The organism is Thermoprotei archaeon, assembly GCA_038881895.1.
GTDB lineage: Archaea > Thermoproteota > Thermoprotei > Gearchaeales > WAQG01 > JAVZOV01.
In genome coordinates, this window is sequence record JAVZOV010000002.1 from 332,150 (window position 1) to 352,868 (window position 20,719).

22 protein-coding genes, 1 tRNA gene and 1 rRNA gene are annotated in these 20,719 nt (G+C 34.5%); 13 read left to right on the plus strand and 11 right to left on the minus strand.

What is annotated here, in order from left to right; translation table 11 throughout:
- Positions 1-137: 137 nt before the first annotated feature.
- The 3 genes from QW128_04770 to rrf form a co-directional block, all read right to left on the minus strand.
- Entirely contained in the window at positions 138-329 is a 192-nt protein-coding gene (locus QW128_04770) for a hypothetical protein (protein ID MEM3832897.1), read from the minus strand.
- A 789-nt stretch (positions 330-1,118) separates the two neighbouring features.
- A tRNA-Trp gene (locus QW128_04775) sits at positions 1,119-1,241 on the minus strand.
- A 398-nt stretch (positions 1,242-1,639) separates the two neighbouring features.
- Positions 1,640-1,761: ribosomal RNA gene (rrf, locus tag QW128_04780) — 5S ribosomal RNA — on the minus strand.
- A 446-nt stretch (positions 1,762-2,207) separates the two neighbouring features.
- On the opposite strand from rrf, the gene QW128_04785 reads away from it, so the two are divergent.
- Together QW128_04785 and QW128_04790 are read left to right on the plus strand one after the other, a co-directional pair.
- The gene (locus tag QW128_04785; GenBank protein ID MEM3832898.1) at positions 2,208-3,362 is read left to right on the plus strand and encodes a DUF1512 domain-containing protein; all 1,155 of its coding nucleotides are present in this window, start codon (positions 2,208-2,210) and stop codon (positions 3,360-3,362) included.
- Positions 3,363-3,367: 5 nt separating this feature from the next.
- Entirely contained in the window at positions 3,368-3,679 is a 312-nt protein-coding gene (locus QW128_04790) for a hypothetical protein (GenBank protein ID MEM3832899.1), read from the plus strand.
- Here QW128_04790 and map read toward each other — a convergent pair.
- Positions 3,659-4,552 (minus strand): type II methionyl aminopeptidase, encoded by an 894-nt coding sequence (gene map / locus QW128_04795; protein ID MEM3832900.1) that lies wholly within the window; start codon positions 4,550-4,552, stop codon positions 3,659-3,661. The two genes, QW128_04790 and map, sit on opposite strands and share 21 nt — an antisense overlap.
- 76 nt (positions 4,553-4,628) lie before the next feature.
- Here map and QW128_04800 point away from each other — a divergent pair, with 76 nt between their 5' ends.
- From QW128_04800 to amrB, 8 genes are all read left to right on the plus strand, one after another.
- A complete protein-coding gene (locus QW128_04800) occupies positions 4,629-5,429 on the plus strand; it encodes a DNA-directed RNA polymerase subunit D (protein ID MEM3832901.1) in 801 nt (266 codons plus the stop codon).
- Positions 5,422-5,787, plus strand: coding sequence for a 50S ribosomal protein L18e (locus QW128_04805; protein ID MEM3832902.1), 366 nt, complete (start codon positions 5,422-5,424; stop codon positions 5,785-5,787). The genes QW128_04800 and QW128_04805 overlap by 8 nt, the downstream gene beginning before the upstream one ends.
- Before the next feature lie 5 nt (positions 5,788-5,792).
- Entirely contained in the window at positions 5,793-6,233 is a 441-nt protein-coding gene (locus tag QW128_04810) for a 50S ribosomal protein L13 (GenBank protein ID MEM3832903.1), read from the plus strand.
- 10 nt (positions 6,234-6,243) lie between these two features.
- Entirely contained in the window at positions 6,244-6,645 is a 402-nt protein-coding gene (locus QW128_04815; protein MEM3832904.1) for a 30S ribosomal protein S9, read from the plus strand.
- Between the two features lie 15 nt (positions 6,646-6,660).
- Complete coding sequence (locus tag QW128_04820) at positions 6,661-6,873, plus strand: DNA-directed RNA polymerase subunit N (protein MEM3832905.1); 213 nt, start codon at positions 6,661-6,663, stop codon at positions 6,871-6,873.
- A 30-nt stretch (positions 6,874-6,903) separates the two neighbouring features.
- A complete protein-coding gene (locus tag QW128_04825) occupies positions 6,904-8,166 on the plus strand; it encodes an enolase C-terminal domain-like protein (GenBank protein MEM3832906.1) in 1,263 nt (420 codons plus the stop codon).
- A gap of 42 nt (positions 8,167-8,208) precedes the next feature.
- The gene (gene rpsB / locus QW128_04830) at positions 8,209-8,889 is read left to right on the plus strand and encodes a 30S ribosomal protein S2 (protein MEM3832907.1); all 681 of its coding nucleotides are present in this window, start codon (positions 8,209-8,211) and stop codon (positions 8,887-8,889) included.
- An 82-nt stretch (positions 8,890-8,971) separates the two neighbouring features.
- The gene (amrB, locus tag QW128_04835) at positions 8,972-9,826 is read left to right on the plus strand and encodes an AmmeMemoRadiSam system protein B (GenBank protein ID MEM3832908.1); all 855 of its coding nucleotides are present in this window, start codon (positions 8,972-8,974) and stop codon (positions 9,824-9,826) included.
- Positions 9,827-10,016: 190 nt separating this feature from the next.
- On the opposite strand, the gene QW128_04840 is transcribed toward amrB, so the two are convergent.
- Entirely contained in the window at positions 10,017-10,991 is a 975-nt protein-coding gene (locus QW128_04840; GenBank protein ID MEM3832909.1) for a hypothetical protein, read from the minus strand.
- Between the two features lie 574 nt (positions 10,992-11,565).
- Between QW128_04840 and QW128_04845 the strand changes: the two genes are divergently transcribed.
- Positions 11,566-11,985, plus strand: coding sequence for a ferritin-like domain-containing protein (locus tag QW128_04845; GenBank protein ID MEM3832910.1), 420 nt, complete (start codon positions 11,566-11,568; stop codon positions 11,983-11,985).
- Positions 11,986-12,444: 459 nt separating this feature from the next.
- On the opposite strand, the gene QW128_04850 is transcribed toward QW128_04845, so the two are convergent.
- Genes QW128_04850 through QW128_04865 form a run of 4 tightly spaced genes read right to left on the minus strand, consistent with a single transcriptional unit; the run spans position 12,445 to position 16,366 of the window.
- Positions 12,445-13,644 carry a lactate utilization protein B gene (locus QW128_04850; protein ID MEM3832911.1) on the minus strand — a complete coding sequence of 400 codons (1,200 nt, stop codon included), beginning with the start codon at positions 13,642-13,644 and terminating at the stop codon, positions 12,445-12,447.
- A gap of 5 nt (positions 13,645-13,649) precedes the next feature.
- Positions 13,650-14,600, minus strand: coding sequence for a (Fe-S)-binding protein (locus QW128_04855; protein MEM3832912.1), 951 nt, complete (start codon positions 14,598-14,600; stop codon positions 13,650-13,652).
- Between the two features lie 9 nt (positions 14,601-14,609).
- Positions 14,610-14,921 carry a (Fe-S)-binding protein gene (locus QW128_04860; protein MEM3832913.1) on the minus strand — a complete coding sequence of 104 codons (312 nt, stop codon included), beginning with the start codon at positions 14,919-14,921 and terminating at the stop codon, positions 14,610-14,612.
- A gap of 5 nt (positions 14,922-14,926) precedes the next feature.
- Complete coding sequence (locus tag QW128_04865) at positions 14,927-16,366, minus strand: FAD-binding oxidoreductase (GenBank protein MEM3832914.1); 1,440 nt, start codon at positions 16,364-16,366, stop codon at positions 14,927-14,929.
- 197 nt (positions 16,367-16,563) lie between these two features.
- Between QW128_04865 and QW128_04870 the strand changes: the two genes are divergently transcribed.
- Together QW128_04870 and QW128_04875 are read left to right on the plus strand one after the other, a co-directional pair.
- Entirely contained in the window at positions 16,564-18,024 is a 1,461-nt protein-coding gene (locus QW128_04870; protein ID MEM3832915.1) for an Nramp family divalent metal transporter, read from the plus strand.
- 104 nt (positions 18,025-18,128) lie between these two features.
- Positions 18,129-19,091: a TerC/Alx family metal homeostasis membrane protein gene (locus tag QW128_04875; protein MEM3832916.1), complete on the plus strand. Its 963-nt coding sequence runs from the start codon at positions 18,129-18,131 to the stop codon at positions 19,089-19,091.
- Positions 19,092-19,333: 242 nt separating this feature from the next.
- On the opposite strand, the gene QW128_04880 is transcribed toward QW128_04875, so the two are convergent.
- Positions 19,334-20,104, minus strand: coding sequence for a Sir2 family NAD-dependent protein deacetylase (locus tag QW128_04880; GenBank protein MEM3832917.1), 771 nt, complete (start codon positions 20,102-20,104; stop codon positions 19,334-19,336).
- Between the two features lie 54 nt (positions 20,105-20,158).
- The gene (locus QW128_04885) at positions 20,159-20,659 is read right to left on the minus strand and encodes a GNAT family N-acetyltransferase (GenBank protein MEM3832918.1); all 501 of its coding nucleotides are present in this window, start codon (positions 20,657-20,659) and stop codon (positions 20,159-20,161) included.
- Positions 20,660-20,719: the final 60 nt, after the last annotated feature.

Sequence of the window (20,719 nt, forward strand, 5' to 3'; positions counted from 1 at the left end):
ACAAAATAATAAAAAGTAGTTTATAAAAATAACCATCGAAATCTATACAAATGTATTTAAGAAATATAGATTAGAAATAAATATATCAAGATATTTTCTCTATTTAGATTTAATATGTCGTATATAGTTAGACGTGTTCAACTTACAGGTAAATCAACATTTATTGTTTCATTACCAAAAAAATGGGCATCAGAAATGGGATTAAAATCTGGCACACCAATCATGTTTAGAATTGGTCCAGATGGTTCATTATTAATTTCTCCAAGCAACATCATAAAAGAAACGCCTATCAGTACAATCGTTGTTGGAGCAGATTCAAACGAAGACATAGTATTCAGAGAATACCTGGCGCATTATCTAGCAGGTTCAACTGTAATAAAAATAATGTTTATCACAAGCTCTAGTTTACGGTCAATAATAAAAAATTTAATAAGAAATAAGCTTATAGGAATAGAGATAGTTGAAGAAACTTCAAAGGATATAACAACACAAGTTCTCACAAATCACTCACAACTTCCTCTTCTTAAAGCTATTAACCGAATGCACCTAATTTCACTCTTTATGTATAAGGATGCACTGGAATCATTAAAAACCCAAAATATAGAATTAGCAAAAGACATAATAGAAAGAGATGATGAAGTTGACAGGTTTTATCATTTTATAGTAAGACAGCTAAACATGGTAGCATTAAATATATCAACAGTCAAGGATATAGGTCTTAACAAATTATCAGAAGGACTTGAATATAGAATAATAGCAAAAAGTATCGAAAGAATAGGGGACCATTCAGCTAGAATCGCCAAATCAATAACCAGAATACTAAAATGGCCAACCACAAACTCATTAGATTTGTTAGAAGATTTTGGAAATAGAACAGTTTCAATTTATGAAAAAGTTATTCGAGCTCTTAATAAAATGGATAAAAAGTTAGCACAAGAATTAATTAGCGACACAAGCTTTATTGCCGATTATGAACAAGATATAACCAATAAACTATTGGAAAACAATACAATACCCACATCCACAATGATAGAACTAAAGCTAATAATGGAAAGCATTAGACGTATTGCAGAATATAGCGAGGACATTGCAGAGTCAATTATTAACTTATCAGTTAGTGGGGCCGAGGGGATTTGAACCCCTGGCTTCCGGGTCTCCCCTATATCATCCCAAATCCTCATCGGATAGTCAACGCTCCAATAACTGGAGCCCGTCGCCATACCTGGCTAGGCCACGGCCCCACAATCTATCTTATAAGTAAGGTGAATAAAAAAGTTTCTCATTATAATTGTTCTATAAACTAAAATATCAATCAAATAACCTAGCCCTATTATTAGGTTTTCAGCACTTTCTGAATAGGTAAATTTTATGGATTTTTGTTTTTTGTGTTGTGATGCCTTTAATGAACCTCTAGTAACAGAGATAAAGAGGAAGGAACAAAAATCCACTAATCACACAACAGTTCTGCAGCAATTTTTGTTGTAGTACTTTTTATCACTCAGTTTTTAACTAGGTAGTAAGTGTGAGTCCTGTTTCCAAAAGGAATAGGACAGATAAGGATTAACGTCTAACATGAAGTGCTTTACTAGCCCTGAAAGTTTATGTTATAAAATTGATCATGCTATTGAAATACTTAAGGGGCCGCCAGCTTTGCGGCTTTCGCAGGCCCTCGCGGAGCCTACTACTAGCCGCAACGGAGGGCGGTTTAACTTCCGAGTTCGGAATGGGTTCGGGTGAGACCCGCCCCCTATGGCCGGCGTACCCCAATATTTTCAAAAAAATCTTACATTTAAACTTTCATATTGGATTTTTCACAATTCTGAAGAATGGATCTACATTTGACGCTCTCCACGACTAAAGTCGGGGATTCTCGATCGAATCATATTTTCGTTCACAGTTGTTGAGTTCTGGGCTGTGTCAAGCCAGTTGTTATGGACATATGGTTTGCTTGTCTGAGCCTCCTCACCAGCTTCGTTCGGGGAGCCTTATTCAGGCTTTTAAATATTCACCACATTCGAGCGACACGCTCAAAAACATGTGATGAACATCACGTTCAAACCTAATGGATAATTCATCCCAGAAACAAAGTTCTAAGCTTTCCTGTCGAGTCTTATGTAAAATTTTCGATAATGTATACTTATTTTTTTGAGCAGTTCGTTTACATTTATATGTAACATATTTCTATTTTTCTTTGGTGAAAAAAAGAAATGATGGAAGTATTTTATCAAGTACTTTATGACCAATTTGGTTTTGGGGAGACTTCGACTACGAACTGGATTAGTTTAATCATAGGAATAGTATATCTGGTTACTCTTTTCTTGTTTATGTTTGGGCCTGTTCAAATGTGGCTTTATACCGCTAGGGTAAGCAAAGATCTTGTTAGGCTTGAGATTTACGCAAAGAGAAGTCGTGAGATATTCATCTCAGTAGCAAGTAAGTATAATCAGAATAAGGAAGAATTAGAGAAAATTGTAAGTGATGCATTAGAGTTCTTTTATATAGAGCCTGTAGAACGCGATCCTTATGGATTTATAAAACGGTTAGATCACTTGCTTAATGTTTCTAGGAATAAGCTTAAGCTTTTAGTAAATAAAATTGCGCCAATTGCTGATGGAGAAGAGAAAGCAAATTTAGAAAACACATTAACAACAGCTATGGCGTTGAATTCCATATATAAATATGCTAAGCACTGGTACATAGTTGGCAGAAAGGCTGGTAGTATAGTTATAATGGCGCAACTGGAACTTTTAATGGCTCTTTTAAGAGATATAGCTAGAGCTTATTATATGTCATTTTTCGCTACAATTAAAGGAATACCTATCGGTGATGGTGTAGGAGCAATGGTTGCTGCGAGGTTAATGATGAAGTCTCAAAATTACAAAGTAATTACAACTGAGACTATCATGTCAGAGTTAGATATTGATGGAAGAAAAGCAATGATTGTTAAAGCGGCTGGTCCAGGTGGTAGAGTTGGAAAGCCTGGTGAAGCAATACAAAAGCTTATAGAAGAATACCAAAACAAAATTAATTTGATAATAATGATTGATGCCGCAGCAAAATTAGAAAGTGAAGAAAGTGGAACAATAGCAGAAGGTGTCGGAGCTGCAATAGGAGATCCTGGTCCTGAGAAGTATAAGATAGAGGAATCATCAACGAAGTATGGTATTCCTGTAGAATCGATTGTAATAAAGCAAGGGATTGATGAGGCCGTATCAGCTATGTCTAAGAAATTAGCTGAGTCTGTCGATAAAGTTATTGAACGGATTAAAAATATTATACATGAGCGTGTACCTGAAGGAGGAATAGTAATAATAGCTGGAATAGGTAATACTATAGGTATTGGTAATTCGTTAGGAGGTTAAAATAAATGAGCACAACAAAACCATCGTATGATCCTTTAACCAGTTTATTGAATGAATTTAAAGACTTCAAGATTATGTCTCTCCTAGAGTGTACTTCTTGTGGATACAATTTTGAGAGAGCTTATAAAGAGAAAGAACACGTAAATAAAATTACTGAAGATTTATGTCCTAAATGTAATTCGAAAATGTACATTAAAGCAGTTTATGTTGTAAAAGAAGAAAAAAGTTTGCAAAAGAAAGGTTTTCTTAGAGGACTACTGCCTTTGACTATTTTTACAAAATTCTCTAATAAAATTTTAAATTTCAGTAAAAACTAGGGGTTTTTCTTTAGTAACTAGAATGGTATGCTCAAATTGTGCTACATAACTGTTGTTTATCTCTGCTAATACAGGATATTTTGTAGCAATTTTTCTTTTTACCATCTCATTAACTAGTTGCTTTGCATTACTATAATTATATAAGTACCATCTTGGTGTGAATGGTAATCCTTTACGTTCGTTCCATATTCTAACTGCCAGTTCATCTACAGTATCATTCACTCTTTTCGGTTTTGATAATAGAGCATAAATACGCGAATATGATAGGTCGTGGACTTCCCCTCTTCCATTCGTAGCGAATGGTTCTATTGCATAAATCTCTCCCTCTATTACTTCTCCGTGTTCTAGGAATGCGTACACATTAGGTACTATTTTGCCTGTGTGTAAAATATATCGCGAGATTTGATGTCCAGTAAGGTTTGATATCGGTTTGTAGCCATACTGTCGTATAGTGTTTTCAATCGTTTTACCTAATTCTTTAAGACTTATTCCAGGTCGTATGATCTCTAGTGCATTTGATAATGCCTTTTGCGCAGCTAATAAAAGTCTATCGTAATCTGGATCAAATGAAACAGTAATAGCAGAATCGACGATGTAGCCTTCGATATGTGCTCCGCCATCTATTTTTACGATACTATTAGGTGGTATTACTCTTGCATCGTTTACATCAGCTGTATCGTGCGCAGCTATATTATTTATTGATATGTTACATGGAAATGCAGGTTCTGCTCCACCGGATTTTATTTCGTTTTCTACTAATTCGCATAATTCTATGATTGGCATATCTACATGAATCTTGTTTGCAGCTTTTTTCAGTGCAGTATAAAGTATCTTCCCTGCCTTTTTGTATAACTCTAGTATCTCATTCATCATGTTAAAATTAATATACAGAAAGGCATATTTATAGGCTACTTTCTATTTAAAAATTTGATACATAGGTCGGTCTGGCATGAATGTAAAAATACTTGAAAAAGACCAGCTAAAAATGATGTTCGTGGTAGAAGGAGTGGATGTTACATTACTAAATGCTATTAGAAGAGCGACTATAAACCGCGTACCTACAATGGCTATTGATACTGTAATAATATTAGAAAATTCATCAATTATGTATGATGAGATTCTTGCACATAGACTTGGTCTTATACCATTAACTACTGACCTTGACGAAATGCTGCCGGATACTACTGTGATCCTTAAGTTAGAGGTTAAAGCCGCATCCGACAATCAGGTTGTTTATTCTTCACAACTTGTATCATCTGATCAAAGTGTTAAGCCAGCTTGGAGCACCATTCCTATAGTTCTTCTTAAAAAAGGACAGCGCATTCAATTAGAGGCTATGGCTAGATTAGGAACAGGCTCAGAACATGCTAAATGGCAACCGGTATCAGTTAGTGCGTACAAAAACATGCCATATATAGAAGTTGATAAAGAATTGTGGCAAAAATATGATAGTAAGACTGCTGAGAATATAATAAAATCGTGCCCTAAGGGTGTATTAAAAATTGTTGATGGATATCCAACTTTAGCAAATCCAGTCAATTGTACACTTTGTAAATATTGTGAAGATATTTCTAATGGCGCCATCAAAGTTCGTTGGCGTGATAATGAATACATATATAGACTTGAATCAACAGGTGCAATGTCACCTGAGAAAGTTTTTCTTAAAGCGATTGATTTATTAATCTCTGATTGTAGAAATATTAGTTCACAACTGGAGAATCTGGAAAAGGGGGTTGATGTAAGTGGTTAAGAAAGCAGGACCGACAAATCCTGTAATACGAGTTTTATTAAGGAATTTAAGGAAAGCAAGTAAAACTTGGGGAGCACCGATTTGGAAAACTGTAGCTGAGCTAATAGAGAAACCTAAACGTCAACGTATTCATGTAAATATAAGCAGAGTTAACAGATACACAGAAAAGGATGATGTTGTGATCGTACCTGGTAAAGTATTGGGAGCAGGAAAAATTGATCATCCAGTAACAGTTGCAGCGCTCTCATTTTCTAAAACTGCACGCGAAAAAATTATGAGCGCAGGAGGGCAATGCATAAGTATTAATCAGATTGTAAAGATTAGACCTAGTGGATCAAACGTAAAAATTATAGGGTGAGTAAGATGAATGAGGAGACTGTTATAGTTGATGCAAAAAATCAAATACTAGGTCGAATGGCGAGCAAGGTGGCATCTTTACTACTTTCAGGTAAGAATGTTATAATTGTGAATGCTGAGAAAGCGGTTATAAGTGGAACGAGAGAAAGGGTTCTAGAAAGATTCGAAGAAAAAATTGAAAGATCAACACTGAAAAATCCTGAAAAACTCGGACATCGGAATCCTAGGAGACCTGATGGTATTATAAGAAGGACGATAAGAGGTATGCTGCCCTATAAACAAGAGAAAGGTAGAAGTGCTTACAAAAGATTGAGAGTCTATATTGGTATTCCTGAAGACTTACAAAACTATAAGTATATTAGATTCCCTGAAGCTGATACATCTAGACTTGGCAACAAATATGTTTATTTGGATGATGTTCTAAAGATTCTTAGACAAAGCTCTTAGGGGTGATTAAATGAGCATTGTAATAGCTTCCGGAAAAAGAAAGACTGCAATTGCGCGCGCAATAATCAAACCAGGTATTGGGAGAGTTAGAATTAATAGTGTACTATTAGAAGTTTATGAACCAAAATTTATTAGGATGTTAATAAGTGAACCATTACTTCTTCTAGATGAACAAACTAGAAAAATGTACGATATCGATGTGATAGTGCAAGGAGGAGGTTTTATGGGTCAAGCTCAAGCAATTAGGACCGCAATAGCACGTGGGCTTATCAAGATTACAAATCGTGAAGATATAAAAGCTTTATATTCAGCATATGATAGGAGCTTAATCGTAGGTGATCCACGTCAGGCGGAACCTAAGAAACCAAGAGGAAGAAGCGCTAGAGCTAAAAGGCAGAAATCCTATAGGTAATGTTGGTGATCGTTTATGATGATTCCAATTAGATGTTTTACATGTGGTGCACCGATCGCACAGTATTGGGATGAATTTGTAAAGAGATATGAAAAAGAACATGACGCTGGTAAGGTTCTTGATGAGTTAGGGATTAAAAGATACTGTTGCAGAAGGATGTTTATTAGCCATGTAAACTTAATAGATGAAATGATACAATTCTCACCAGCACCTTCTCAAGAGGAATAAGTTTATTTCCTAAAGTAACTAGTTTTAAACATGGATACTGAGATACGTGAGTTAAAGTCACGCATAATTTTAGACAGTCGGGGAAATCCTACAATTGAGAGCGAAGTATATACAGTCAAGGGGTTTGGAAGGGCATCTGCTCCTAGCGGATTAAGCACAAGTGCGTATGAAGTGCCACATATACCTGAAGGTGGCCCAAGAAAAGTATTAGAGATCTTAACTAGAGAGATTTTTCCTAAACTAAAAGGGCTAGATTCCTCAAACCAAGCATTTTTTGATTCCCAATTAAAGGAATTAGATGGAACCACGAATTTCTCAAGAATCGGGGGAGCAGCAGCAACATCTTTATCTTTTGCAAACGCGAAAGCTGCATCTAATACATTAGGATTACCACTGTATAAACATCTGAACAATCTAGGTGTATACGAGCTACCTTTGCCTCTTGGTAATGTAATAGGAGGAGGAAAGCATGCACGTGATAGGTCGATACCATTTCAAGAAATATTAGTATTTCCTTTAAACCCACCTACGATATTTGATGCTATAATGATTAATGTAATGGTTCATAAAGAACTTTCTAAAATACTTTCACATATTGATCCATACTTTGCAGGAGGGAAAAATGATGAAGGAGCATGGGTTACTAAGGTAACAATAGAGAAGGCTCTTGATGCTGTTAACGAAGCAATAAAAAATGTAAAATCTATGATTAACGTGCCTGTAGAAATAGGAATTGGCATGGATATTGCTGCATCTAATTTATGGTATCCTGATAAAAAAGTTTATAAATATGAGGATAAAGTATTTACTGAAGATCAGCATCTTAATTATATGTTTTCGTTAATAGAGAAATATCAAATATTATACTTAGAAGACCCATTTCATGAAGATAGTTTTGACACTTTTGCTGAGCTCACTAAGATAGTGAAAGATTATGGTACTGTTATAGTAGGTGATGATATATTCGCAACCAGAATTGATAGACTCATTGAAGGTATTAATCGTAAGGCAGGAAATGGAATAATAATAAAACCTAATCAAGTTGGCACAATAAGTGATGCAATAAAAGTCATTAAATATGCACGTGAATATGGATTTACACCGATTGTTTCACACAGAAGTGGAGAGACCACTGATGAGACAATAGCACATCTAGCCGTTGCGTATCAAGTTCCAATTATAAAAACAGGTACCGTAGGAGGAGAACGGATCAGTAAACTCAATGAGCTTATTAGGATTGAGGAGTTAGATAACAATATAAAACCAGCTTTTATTTATAGGATGAAAAAATAAATATTAGAAGTTTTATTCAAAAATGTACTAGGTGAAAAATAAATGAGCAAACAAGATAATTCATCAGGAGAGAGAGGTAAAAAGACTGAAAAATACAAGGACGAAGAGAGAACAGAGCAATTAAAAGTGGCACCTACAGAACTTTATGTTACTTCTGGTTTACACATAGGTACACGTTACAAATCCAAATATATGCAACGTTTCATTTTTAGAACACGCGTTGATGGGATAAACATAATAAGTCCAAAAGATATAGATGAACGGATTAGAGTGGCAGGAAAGTTTTTGTCATTTTTTGAGCCTGCAAAGATATTAGTAGTTGCATCTAGACCATATGCAATACAACCTGTTAAAAAATTCTGTGAACTTGTAGGTTCTATATCATCCTTGGGTAGGTTCTTACCAGGCATGCTCACAAACCCACAATTACCATTTTATTTAGAGCCTGATGTAGTGTTTGTTAATGATCCAATGGCGGATTCTCAGGCTGTTGAAGAAGCAAGCAAAGTCGGAATACCAGTGGTGGCCTTATGTGATACTGAGCACGAATGTAGCAATATTGATCTTGTAATTCCGGTAAACAATAAAGGTAAAAGGGCTTTAGCGACAGTATATTGGCTTTTAGCAAGACAAATATTAAGGGAACGTGGTGAAATACCGCCGGATGGTGATCTAAGCGTACCAATAGATGATTTTGAAGCAAAACTTACTGAAGAAAGTTAGCATTTAATAAATTTAATCAACTAATGTTAAGTCAAATGCATAAATTTTTGTGCATGCAGTTACTTAATTTAATAGAAGACCTATGGAACGTATGAGAAAGAGCGCAGTTTCTGGAAGTTTTTATGAAGCTGATCCAGAGGATTTAAAAAAGCAGATTGAATGGTGTTTCATGCACCCAATAGGTCCTAGAGAATTGCCAAAACTACGTGAACCTAGCATTTCTAGAAGGTTAATCGGTATAATTTCACCCCATGCGGGATACATGTACTCAGGACCAGTAGCAGCTCACGGATATTATAAAGTTGCATCAGATGGTAAGCCTGATTTGATTATAATAATAGGGCCTAATCATACAGGATACGGTCCAAGCGTATCGGTCATGTCTGAAGGAATTTGGGAGACACCATTAGGAAAAGTACGTATAGATAGTACAATAGCAAAAAAGATAATCTCTGGTTGCAAATATGCAAAAGATGATCATATAGCACATATTTATGAACACTCAGTCGAAGTTCAATTACCATTTCTCCAATATATTTTCGGTTCCGATTTTAGATTTGTACCGATTGTTATGATGATACAGGAAGTGGAAACTGCTGAATGCTTAGGTAATTCCATAGCAAAAGCAGTAGAAAATGAAAATGTTTTATTGATAGCCTCATCTGACCTAACGCATTATGAACCTCATGAAAAAGCTATTAAAAAAGATGGTATCCTGATAAAATCAGTACTTAGCATGGATATAAAAGAATTATTCAAAACTGTTTACATGCATGATATATCTGCATGCGGACCTGGTGCAATAGCCAGTGTAATTCATGCTTCAAGAATTTTAGGAGCTAATAGCATTACTTTATTAAAGTATGCAACATCAGGTGATGTATCAGGTGATAAATCACACGTTGTAGGCTATTCCTCTCTTGCTATAGAAAAATGAAATTTTGTTTTTCATTATAAACCGTTTACTGCCATTAGCATGTAACTCTCGCAAAATGTGTAGAAATAATGACAACTACAGATACGAACTAACTTAACTAGGCACTTATCTATTGCTTAACAATTCTCGTATTTGGGAAATATGTTTGACAGATTACCATTCAATGAAACTCAGAAAGTACAAGAAATTTTCAGCTCTCAATTTTTGCACCGTTGTAGTCTATAGAGGAAATGAATACCGCATTGCTTCTTCGCTCTAATGATTTATGAACATTTTTAAGTATATCATCTTTAACTAATGCCATCACTAATCCACCATTAACCCATGTTACTTTAGCACCCAAAGCTCCAGATCTGAGTGCAGCATTGACCAACTCATCTATTTTTGGAGTTGTAATATTTAATGCTCTTATAAGACTGTGAGCTAGATTCATTAACATTCCTACACGCTCAGTATCCCCTTGATCTAATGCATTATAAATGTTTTCACTTATCCAGTTCATACTACGTGTAATATCGTTTATATAGCCTGATATATTACTTAAAAATGGTCTAAGTACTATTTCTGGACTGCTTGCTAATGAATATTTCTTACTGCTTAAGGCTATTAAAAATAACAAATTTTTCTTTGATTTTATAAAAATCGGCTTCTCTCCAATCTTAAATACAGCTAAACCGCCTGTTATAAGAAGCATGATTTCGAAAGTTGAAGGGCTTTTCCTTATGCTTCGCTCCGAATCAAAAACTACTTTCCAAAGAAAGTCACGATCAATACGACCACTTAAACTGTGCGTAACTGACATTACAGTTGCTATAGATAGAGAAGTAGAAGGAAATACTGACACTGGTATGTCAGACTTTACTGTGATATCTAATTGGTTACTATTCCTAAGAAACTCCATTGTTTTAAGAGCACTTACAACTATCGGTCTTAAAACTTTCTTAGCTAATAATCCCCCTTTATCTACAATAATTCTTCTACGCTCATAACGTAAAGATAACATTCCATCCTCAGTGGATACTCTTATTTTATTTTCCCCTTTAAAACGAGGTTCCGTATAAATTACTATGCGTTTATTAATTGTAGTTGCTAAGCTTGTTCCTGTACGAAATAATGTATGATCACCAGATAAATACACTAAACCTGGGGCAGATGCCTGACTCATATCCTCTCACATCTAACTTACCAAATTAATAACATTTCACATAAGTTTTAAAGTTATCTATAAAATTATTAACACTACTTCTACACGTTTTAGCAAGTGTTGAAATCTATCCCACAATTAAAGGTCGTAAGATTTCTTGCTGAATTCATGTAATGCAAATACCTAAAAATTTATTTTACCCTATGTTATTTGTTTTTGCATCGAATTTTATAACTTCTTGGATAAATCTCTTAAGGTTTGGATTTTGAGTAAACACCTCAAAATTCCTAGAGATATCGCAAAAATTATGCGAATTATCTGAAGTAAGATATGTAGCACCTCAACGGGCGATGCATGATAATGATTGAAATATGGGTGAAAGATACAAAAGAGCTGGCAAAACAATCTCTGAGAAAAATAAACACTATAGATGGTGTCAAGAAGATTTGTCCCGTAATCCTCAAGAAACCGAAAGAATAATATTATAGTATGAAGAGATCAGATTGAGGATTAGGGGGACTTTTAGCTGACGGCCATGAATTAGATAAATATTTATATATAAACGGATATATTTAAAAGAAGAGGTGAAAAATTTTTGGCTTCTAAAGAGCTGCTAGATTTATTGAATGAGGCTATAGCACGAGAGCTCCAAGTGTCCATTCAATATATGTGGCAGCATGTGCAATGGATTGGTGTTAAAGGCTTTGCGGTTCGAGAGGAATTGAAGAAGATAGCTATAACCGAAATGAAGCATGCCGAGGCTATAGCGGAGAGACTTTCCTATTTAGGTGGTACCCCAACAACTGAGCCAGCAGAAATATTTGTAGGGAAGACGCTGAAGGAAATGATTGAGCAGGATATAAAAGACGAGGAGAACGCAATAAAACTCTATAAGGAGATAATAGAGAAAGCCCATAAAGAAAACGATGTGACAACATCGTTTCTATTTGAAGGAATACTAAAGGATGAAGAGGAACACCACGACTTCTTCACAACGCTCCTAGAAGAAATTTAACAGCACAAAAAATTACTCTATTCTTCTTTCTTTTTTCTTTTCTTCCTAAAGGATAGATTGCTAATTTTACATAAGACTCGACAGGAAAGCTTAGAACTTTGTTTCTGGGATGAATTATCCATTAGGTTTGAACGTGATGTTCATCACATGTTTTTGAGCGTGTCGCTCGAATGCGGTGAATATTTAAAAGCCTGAATAAGGCTCCCCGAACGAAGCTGGTGAGGAGGCTCAGACAAGCAAACCATATGTCCATAACAACTGGCTTGACACAGCCCAGAACTCAACAACTGTGGTGATGATTTGACCAAGAACCTCCCACCCTAGTTGTAGAGAATGTCAACATCCAGTAAGAACAATATTAGAGTTAATATTAGGAAAAATAACACAATTCATAGCAAAAAGTTTAGTTGGTACTCTTATAATTGAATTTAAACGTTGAGTCTGAATCGTAAAATTGGTTTAGATTATTGTTTTACTAATATATGTTTTAAGATAACGAATAATATCTGGCATGTTTATTTTCATCGGGCATACTTCTTTACACCTTCCACATCCTAAGCATATTAATGCTAATTGTGCAGCAGTGTCAATGTCTTCTGTTATAGCTGTCCATACAATACCCATAGGGCCCCCATACACGCTACCACCCCAAATATTAGCTACTAAATCCCAGATAGGGCATTCTGCTTGGCATCTACCGCATTTGATACATAAAAGTTGTTCCCATAGATATTGATTTTTAATGGCATCAGATCTCCCTCCATCATACAATATTAAATGGAACTCTTTAGGACCATGCACACCATATACACGATGATATTCTATGTCAGCAGTACTGCTCGGACCAGCTGTTAAAGATAAATATGTTGGAGGATATAATCCTGCATAACCAGCTTGCACAAGTGCTTGTTTATAAGCATCATTTATAGTAGGCATTATTTTCTCTATACTTGCAATCGCAATGTGTTTTGGTGGTAAAATTGTAGATAGTCGAATGTTTCCCTCATTTGATATAAGGATAGTAGCACCTGAATCTGCCGCAACTACATTTGCTCCACTAATACCTACATCAGCATTTATGAATTTCTCTCTTAAAAACATCCTAACACCTTTAACTATATCTTCATACGACATTTCTTCTGAGACATGAACTCCTATATTTTTAAGAAGTTTGACTGCTTTTTCTCTAGACATGTGAATTGCTGGGGCTATTGCATGCATAGGTTTATCTTTAGATATTTGTATTAAAAGTTCACCTAAATCAGTTTCGTAGACAATATGACCTTTTTCAATTAAATGTTCACGTAATTTTAACTCTTCAGTTACCATGGACTTAGCCTTTACTATAAGCTTTCTATCATTGCCAACAATCTCATCGATTATTTTAATAGCTTCATGCCTATCTTTAGCAAAATATCCTTTTCCATTAATCGATTCTACATTTTTGATAATTTCATCTATGTAATAATCTAAATTTTTTAAAGTTTCTTCTCTTATCTTTCTTACCTCATCAGCGAGTTTAATTAAATAAGGCCAGCGTTTTAATACTTTATGAGATGCCGGTAATAGGTTTTTAAGTGTTCTTTGTAACCCAGATTGTAATGATTGATCATCAAGTGCAGTATAAATCTCTTTAAGTATTGCATCAATCTTTTTCATAGATATCATCTATATATAGTGTAAAGATAATGAGAAACATCTTTAACAGCAACATCTTTTGGTTTAACCCTAGATAAATTTGCATAGCATATTGGGCACATAGTAATAATGTTTTTATTTGCAATAGATAATTCACTCACTCTTAATTGAGCTACACGTTTAGATAATCCAGGCGTTATTGATTCTATAGGACCACCACAGCAAAATGTTAATTCTTTATTTCTCTCAGGCTCCATAATGTTAATGCCACCTTTTTCTAAAAGTCTGCGAGGTTCATCGATGATTTTTAAATATCTTGCATAATAACATGGGTCATGTAGTGTTGCACTCTCCTTTAAGATTTTAGTTGGTTCAATACTTGAATTCGTAAGTATCTCAAAATAGTTTTTAACCATTAAATCATAACCAGGTATAATATTTTTGTAGACTTCTCTCATCATATACGTAGTATGTGGGTCAATAGTGATGAGTGTCCTCACACCTAGTGATTTTAATTTATTATAGACCATCACAGCATATTCCCTGAAGTCATTATCTAATCCCATATCATAAAGTAATGCGCCAGAATACATATCATTTTCGTATAAATAACCGAATTGAGTGCCTGTCTTTTTTAAGAGTATAGCGATCCCTCTTAACACTTCATATTGCTCTTTGAGTTCTTCTTCTGAAACCCTCAAAAGTAATTTACTTATTACACTTACGATTCCGCCAGCTTTCATTAAAACGCTAAGATATTTACTTTCCTCTACGGACTCTAAATATTTTATTGAAGCATTAATATAGGGGATCATTTGATAGAGAAGTCCAGTAAATAACACTGTATCACCACCTTTCGGTAGGTCTAATCCATCTGCCCATTTATAAATGACTTCTTTAGGCATTGGAAACGGCATACCATATTTTTTAGTATTATCAGCAATCATTTTTAAAATATCTTTTACAGGTAGAGGCATTTTTATCACCTAAATTTTAAAACTATTATATGCTAGATAGTATCTAAATGATCTTATAAATTTATCGATCTTAATTCCTGCAGGACATTGTGTATTGCAGGCTCCACATAATAAGCAACTAAAAATAGAATCTAAACCTGGTGCAGTCCAAATATTATTCTTTAATGCAAATATAATAATGTTAACTCTTCCTCTAGGTCCATATAATCTAGACTCATTAACTTTTAATGTAGGACATACCCACTCACAAAATCCGCAAAAAGAGCACTTCAAAAGTTCTTTCATAAACATCTCTTTTTCTAGCTTGACCTCCTCTAGCACAATTATCACCTTAGAAACATTTTATCTGGATTTAAAATATTTTTAGGATCAAAAATTTTCTTAACCTCCTTCATTAGTTCTAAAGCTTTCATACTTCCTTTACTTTCTAATTCCATAATTAATCCCTCCTTTTTTGTTTTCCCAATTCCGTGCTCTGAACTCATTGTACCATCTAATTCAATACCTATTTTCATAATCTCTTTAACCATTTCATAAAGAGCATTAAGCTTGTCCTCATCCTTTTCCTCGACCCAGATAACAGGATGAATGTTACCATCACTAATATGACCACCTAATGTCATAGGTATATTGAATTTATTCTCTAAATTTCTTAACCTATTAACTGCATCGATAAGTTTTGAAGGAGGAACTGAAATATCTTCAACGTATACCAATGGTCTGCTCATTGGATCTTTACGAGTTTCTGCCGCCAATTTAATTGATGCTGGATAATAATTTCTCCTGATATCAAAAAGGCCCATTTTTTCTGTTTCGTCCTGGTTCTTAGCCTTATAAATAGAGTTTGCTCCATGAGATGCGTATATGTTTTCTAAAGTGGACAAAATCCTTTCGGAAGCTTCTGGTGCGATAGCAACACTAGTTATTAAGAAATGTCCACTACCTTTTATTTTAGAACCCACAACTTCAGATGCTATTTTTACACTTTTATCATCAACAAACTCCATTATTAACACATCAATTTTACTCTTTTTTATATCAATAACAGTTTTCATCAAATCCTCGAGCTCTGAAAAGAACCCTGCTATAGTAACAACATTCTCAGGTAACGGTATTATTTTTAAAATTGCTTCTGTAACTATTGCCAGCGTACCTTCACTGCCAACGATTAACCTAATAAAATCATAACCCTGCCTATATTTCGTTGTCTTCGATCCAATACGAAGAATCGTTCCATTTTCATCAGGTAAAACAAATTCTAATCCCAACACCCAATCCTTTATTGTCCCATATTTAGCTCCCATCATTCCACCAGAACCACTATTAATAGCACCACCTATAGAAGCCGATTTAACTGATGCCGGATCTATCGGAAAAATATAGCCATGTTTTGCTAATTGCTGGTTTAGTTCAAACAATTTCAATCCAGGTTCAACAATCACATAAGAATCTACGATATTAATTTCCTTAATCTTTGTCATCCTTTCTAAACTTAATACAATACCATTTTCAGATGGTGTTGATGAACCAACAATCTCACTTGCAGAACCCTGGGGATAAATCTTCACATCATTCTTATAACAATATTTTATAATCTTGGACACATCTTCAGCAGATCGTGGAAAAACTACAGCTATCGCAGAACCTTCCATATAAACAGCATTTTTAACATAAAGCTTAATTACTAATTCATCGTCCTCCACGTTTTCACTTCCAATCATTTTCCGTAAATCATTAACAGCATCATCCTTTTTAACCAATTGCATCAACCAAGTTTAATTAATGCTCTATCTACAAAATATAGTTTTCGTATTTAACATAACTCTTATCATCACTATTCTAAAATTTAGTAACAGACCTATATATAATGTTATCCTATTTCATAACTTAATATTTAAGATTATCATATTATAATAGTAAAGTTTAAATAATACATATGAACAAACTATTAGTGTGATCTAGCATGGAAAAGAAGGATCCTGATGAAACTACACTTGGATATGAAGTTGCTGATAAATTACCTACACCAGAAGAAGTATTTAACGTGACTAAAATAACTTGGAAAAACAAGGTTATACTACTTTGGGGTTCAGCACTTATAGCATTAGGAACATCAATTGGAAGCGGAGAATTTCTCTTAGGGCCTTCAATGTCAATTACTATCGGACTTGGATTATTATGGTTAGTATGGATAGGAGCGCTATTACAGACAGCATTTATATACAGCTGGGCTAAAATTACGACAGCAACTGGAGAAACACCTATAACAACTATGTTCAGGATCGGAATATGGGCAGGAGTAATAGGTGCGGTGCTAGTTTTTCTCTCTTTTGTGTGGGGAGGATGGGCATATAGCAGTGCTGCTGCTCTCACAGGTGGAATTTTAGGAAGAATGCCAGGACCTGGTGATAGACCCTTAGTTGCTACTACAGGAATAATTCTATTAGGCTTAACATTCGTAATCTTATCTTTGGGTAAAAGAATCGCTAGAACACTTGAAATTTTTAATTGGTTTGATTTAGGTGTACTCTTTACATCATTTATAATTTTAGCTATAATACTTGTACCATTCTCTATTTGGAGTGAAGCTGGAAGGTACTTAATCTCAGTTGGGTATTTTCCTCCAAAGATAGATCCTGTTATGTTCGGGGGTTGGTGGGGATATATCGGCTATGCCACAGCTATTAATTATATCATTGTAAATTATTTTAAAGATAAAGGATTTGGAATGGGTTCTGTTACAGGATACATTCCAGCCATCGTTGGTGGTAAAAAGATACTCGTGTCACCTGTCGGAAAAATATTTAGGCTCACCGCTGAAAATCTTGCTACTTATAAAAGATGGCTAAAACTCGCTATGGAAGAGCTTTTAATAATATTCTGTCTTGGCGCAATTGTCGGTATGGCTATACCTATGATTCTCGCATATTCACTTGCATATGGTTGGAAAATATCAATATTGTGGAATGTCCCATTATGGTTAGCATATGGACTTGAAAAGTTTTATGGAGTGCCAGGATACTGGTGGGGTGTTATTGTTGCCATATTAGTTCTATTTAAAACACAAATGGGCGTTGCTGATGCCATAGTAAGAGCATTTAGTGACGCATTTTGGAAAATAGAAGGAGTAAGAAAGTGGGCCAAAGGTGATATTAGATATATATACTATATAACCTTAGCGGTAATTCTGGCTTGGGCCTCTGTGGCAATGTTCACATCTGCACCAGTCGGATTAATTCTGATAGCAGCAAATGCAGCTAATTTCGCAGCGTTCTTCTCTATCCCATTTCTGTTATATCTTAATTATAAGCTTCCCAAAGAGCTTAGACTGCACTGGGTCCTAGTACTTTCAAACATAGTTTTCATGATAATATGCATTATTGTCTTTGGATTCTCAATAACTAAGGCTTTAGGATTATGGTAAAATTTATAATACTTATTTTTTATGTCCTATTATGAGCATTCAGAGTGAAGTTTTCAGTTACAATAAATTTAAAATAGAGGATATTAATTGGAATTGTGATTAAGATGATGGAAACCCCACCAGCTCACTTAAACATTGTCCCCCCAGAGTGGTTTTGGGTTGTATATCATACTATTATAATCGTGTTAATTATTATTGATCTTAAATGGGCTTGGGGTGGTAAACATAAACCAACTTTAAAAACTACTTTGATGTGGTTAGTTGTGTGGATTTCTACGGCATTAATTTTTGGAGCATACATAATGTTAAGTTATGGTCATTTGGCCGGATTATTGTATTATGCTGCGTATGTTATTGAATATTCGCTTAGCATAGACAATATGTTTGTTTTCGCAGTAATATTTACATATTTTGCAGTTCCGTTAGAGTATCAAACAAAAACGTTATACATAGGTATTTTAACAGCAATAGTTTTAAGGGCTATTTTTATAGGGGTTGGAATCACAGCCCTTATGATATGGCGACCAATTATATATGTTTTTTCTGCTATTTTATTCTACACTGGATATAAGTTAATGAGGTCCAAGGAAGTTAGTATAGAGCCCGAAAGAAATCCATTAGTTAAACTTGCCAGAAAATATCTTCCCATCGTAAACTTCTATAAAGAAGACAAATTTATTGTTAGAGATAACAATGCATTACTATTTTCCCCATTAATACTTGTATTATTCACGATTGAGAGCACTGATATTATGTTTGCATTCGATTCTGTACCCGCAGTTATAGCTGTTACTGAAAATTTTTTCTTAGCATACGCATCTAACATAATGGCTATCTTGGGTTTACGAAGTTTATACTTTGTAATTGCAATAGTAGCATTCAGGTTAAAATATTTAAGTAAGGGATTAACAGTAGTACTAATGTTTTTAGGAGCAAAGATTATTGTGAATGAACTAGGTAGAGCATATGGTTTTGAAATACCAACAATAATATCAATAATCATCGTTCTATCAATAATATTTACATCAGCAATTGCATCAGTAGTATCTAAAAAAAGAGCTAAATAGCTGTTATCTAAACGCTGTCATAAGCAATTCTCTGTACTCAGATCACAGAAGATCTTAAAGGAACACTAAAGTATCATAAATATTGTAATTGAAATCTTCAATCTTTAGGGCAAGGATGTTAATATGTTAAAAAGCTTTAAGAATTTCGTTAAAATATGTTCTTCTATACGTTTTTATGTAAATTCTCATACTTTAATCCTTATAATACTTAGTCATAAGAAATTCTAATCGTTATGTGGAGGTTATTGGAGATGGTCTTTATGGTGTGTTTTTATTATTTTTACTATTTTTGGAAGAATTTCATCTGCTGGCGCTCTCAGTATGTGATAGGCTAAATCATCTATGGGGGTTTCAAGTATGTTTATTACTATGAGTTTTGAGCCTCTTTCGAATGCTTTTATTGGTAAGCTAGATGCAGGTTCAACGGCTAACGATGTACCTATTACTAGCATTACGTCAGCATTCGATGATAATTGGAGAGCCTTTATATAAGCATCTCTAGGTATAGGTTCATCAAACAAAACTGCTGTCGGTTTTAATATTGAGCCACAATTTTCACACGCTGGCACAATGCCTTTCTTAATTTTTGATACTAAAGGTCTAGCATCGTATTCAGACTTACATATTGGACATTTTAGTTTACTGATATTACCATGAAGTTCTATTACATTGGAACTACCAGCTTTCTGATGTAATTCATCAATATTCTGAGTGATTATGCCCTTAAGCAAACCTAAACGCTCAAGCTCTGCAAGAGCCTTATGTGATGGAGTAGGTTTTGCTTTAAGAAATAATTCCATTAAATCTTTAACCATATTCCACCAATCATAAGGTTTTTCAAGAAAGTAGCTTAATGTGAACTTATTAGGATCTAAACGTAACCATAAACCCTCAGGTCCTCTAAAAGTAGGTATACCAGCACTAACTGAAATGCCAGATCCTGTTAATGCAATCGCATAATTAGAATATGCTAATATTTTGCTAACTTCCTTTATTAACTCAGGCGTAGTCATTAATCATTTTTATTTATCTCAGGTATTTAAATATTTAAACGTGAATAGAAAAATTCACAAGTCCTCTTTCTCTGTGAATGCAGGACCTTTAACTTTTACCATATCACCATAACTAGCCACAGGTTTTGCGTTAAATTTTCTTAGTAAGTTGAGTACTTGAACGTTTTCTCTGAGCACATATGCATAAAGCCATTTTACACCTCTCTTCTGCGTTTCATTGATAAGTATACTTATCAGCTTTTTACCTAAACCTTTATTCCTCCAATCTTGACGTATAACAACGCCCACCTCTGCTTCTTCGTTAAATATATGCGCATCGGCGATACCAATAATATTGCCTTGTTTATCATGGGCAAGTAAGCACACCGTATTCTTATCACACGCAATTCTTTGCGCAAAATCATCAAAAAATTTTACAAAGTGTCCAAACCGCATGTATACACTTTCATAATCAAGCTGGCTCAAGAATTCAATAATCTTTTTAATATCTGAAACAGAAACAGTGCGAATAGAAACCTTTGAGCCATCTTTTAAAACAACTTCATATCTATCCATTTTATATCGTATGTATTATGCTATTTTTATTTTTAAACTTAATCCTTATAAAGATGGGCT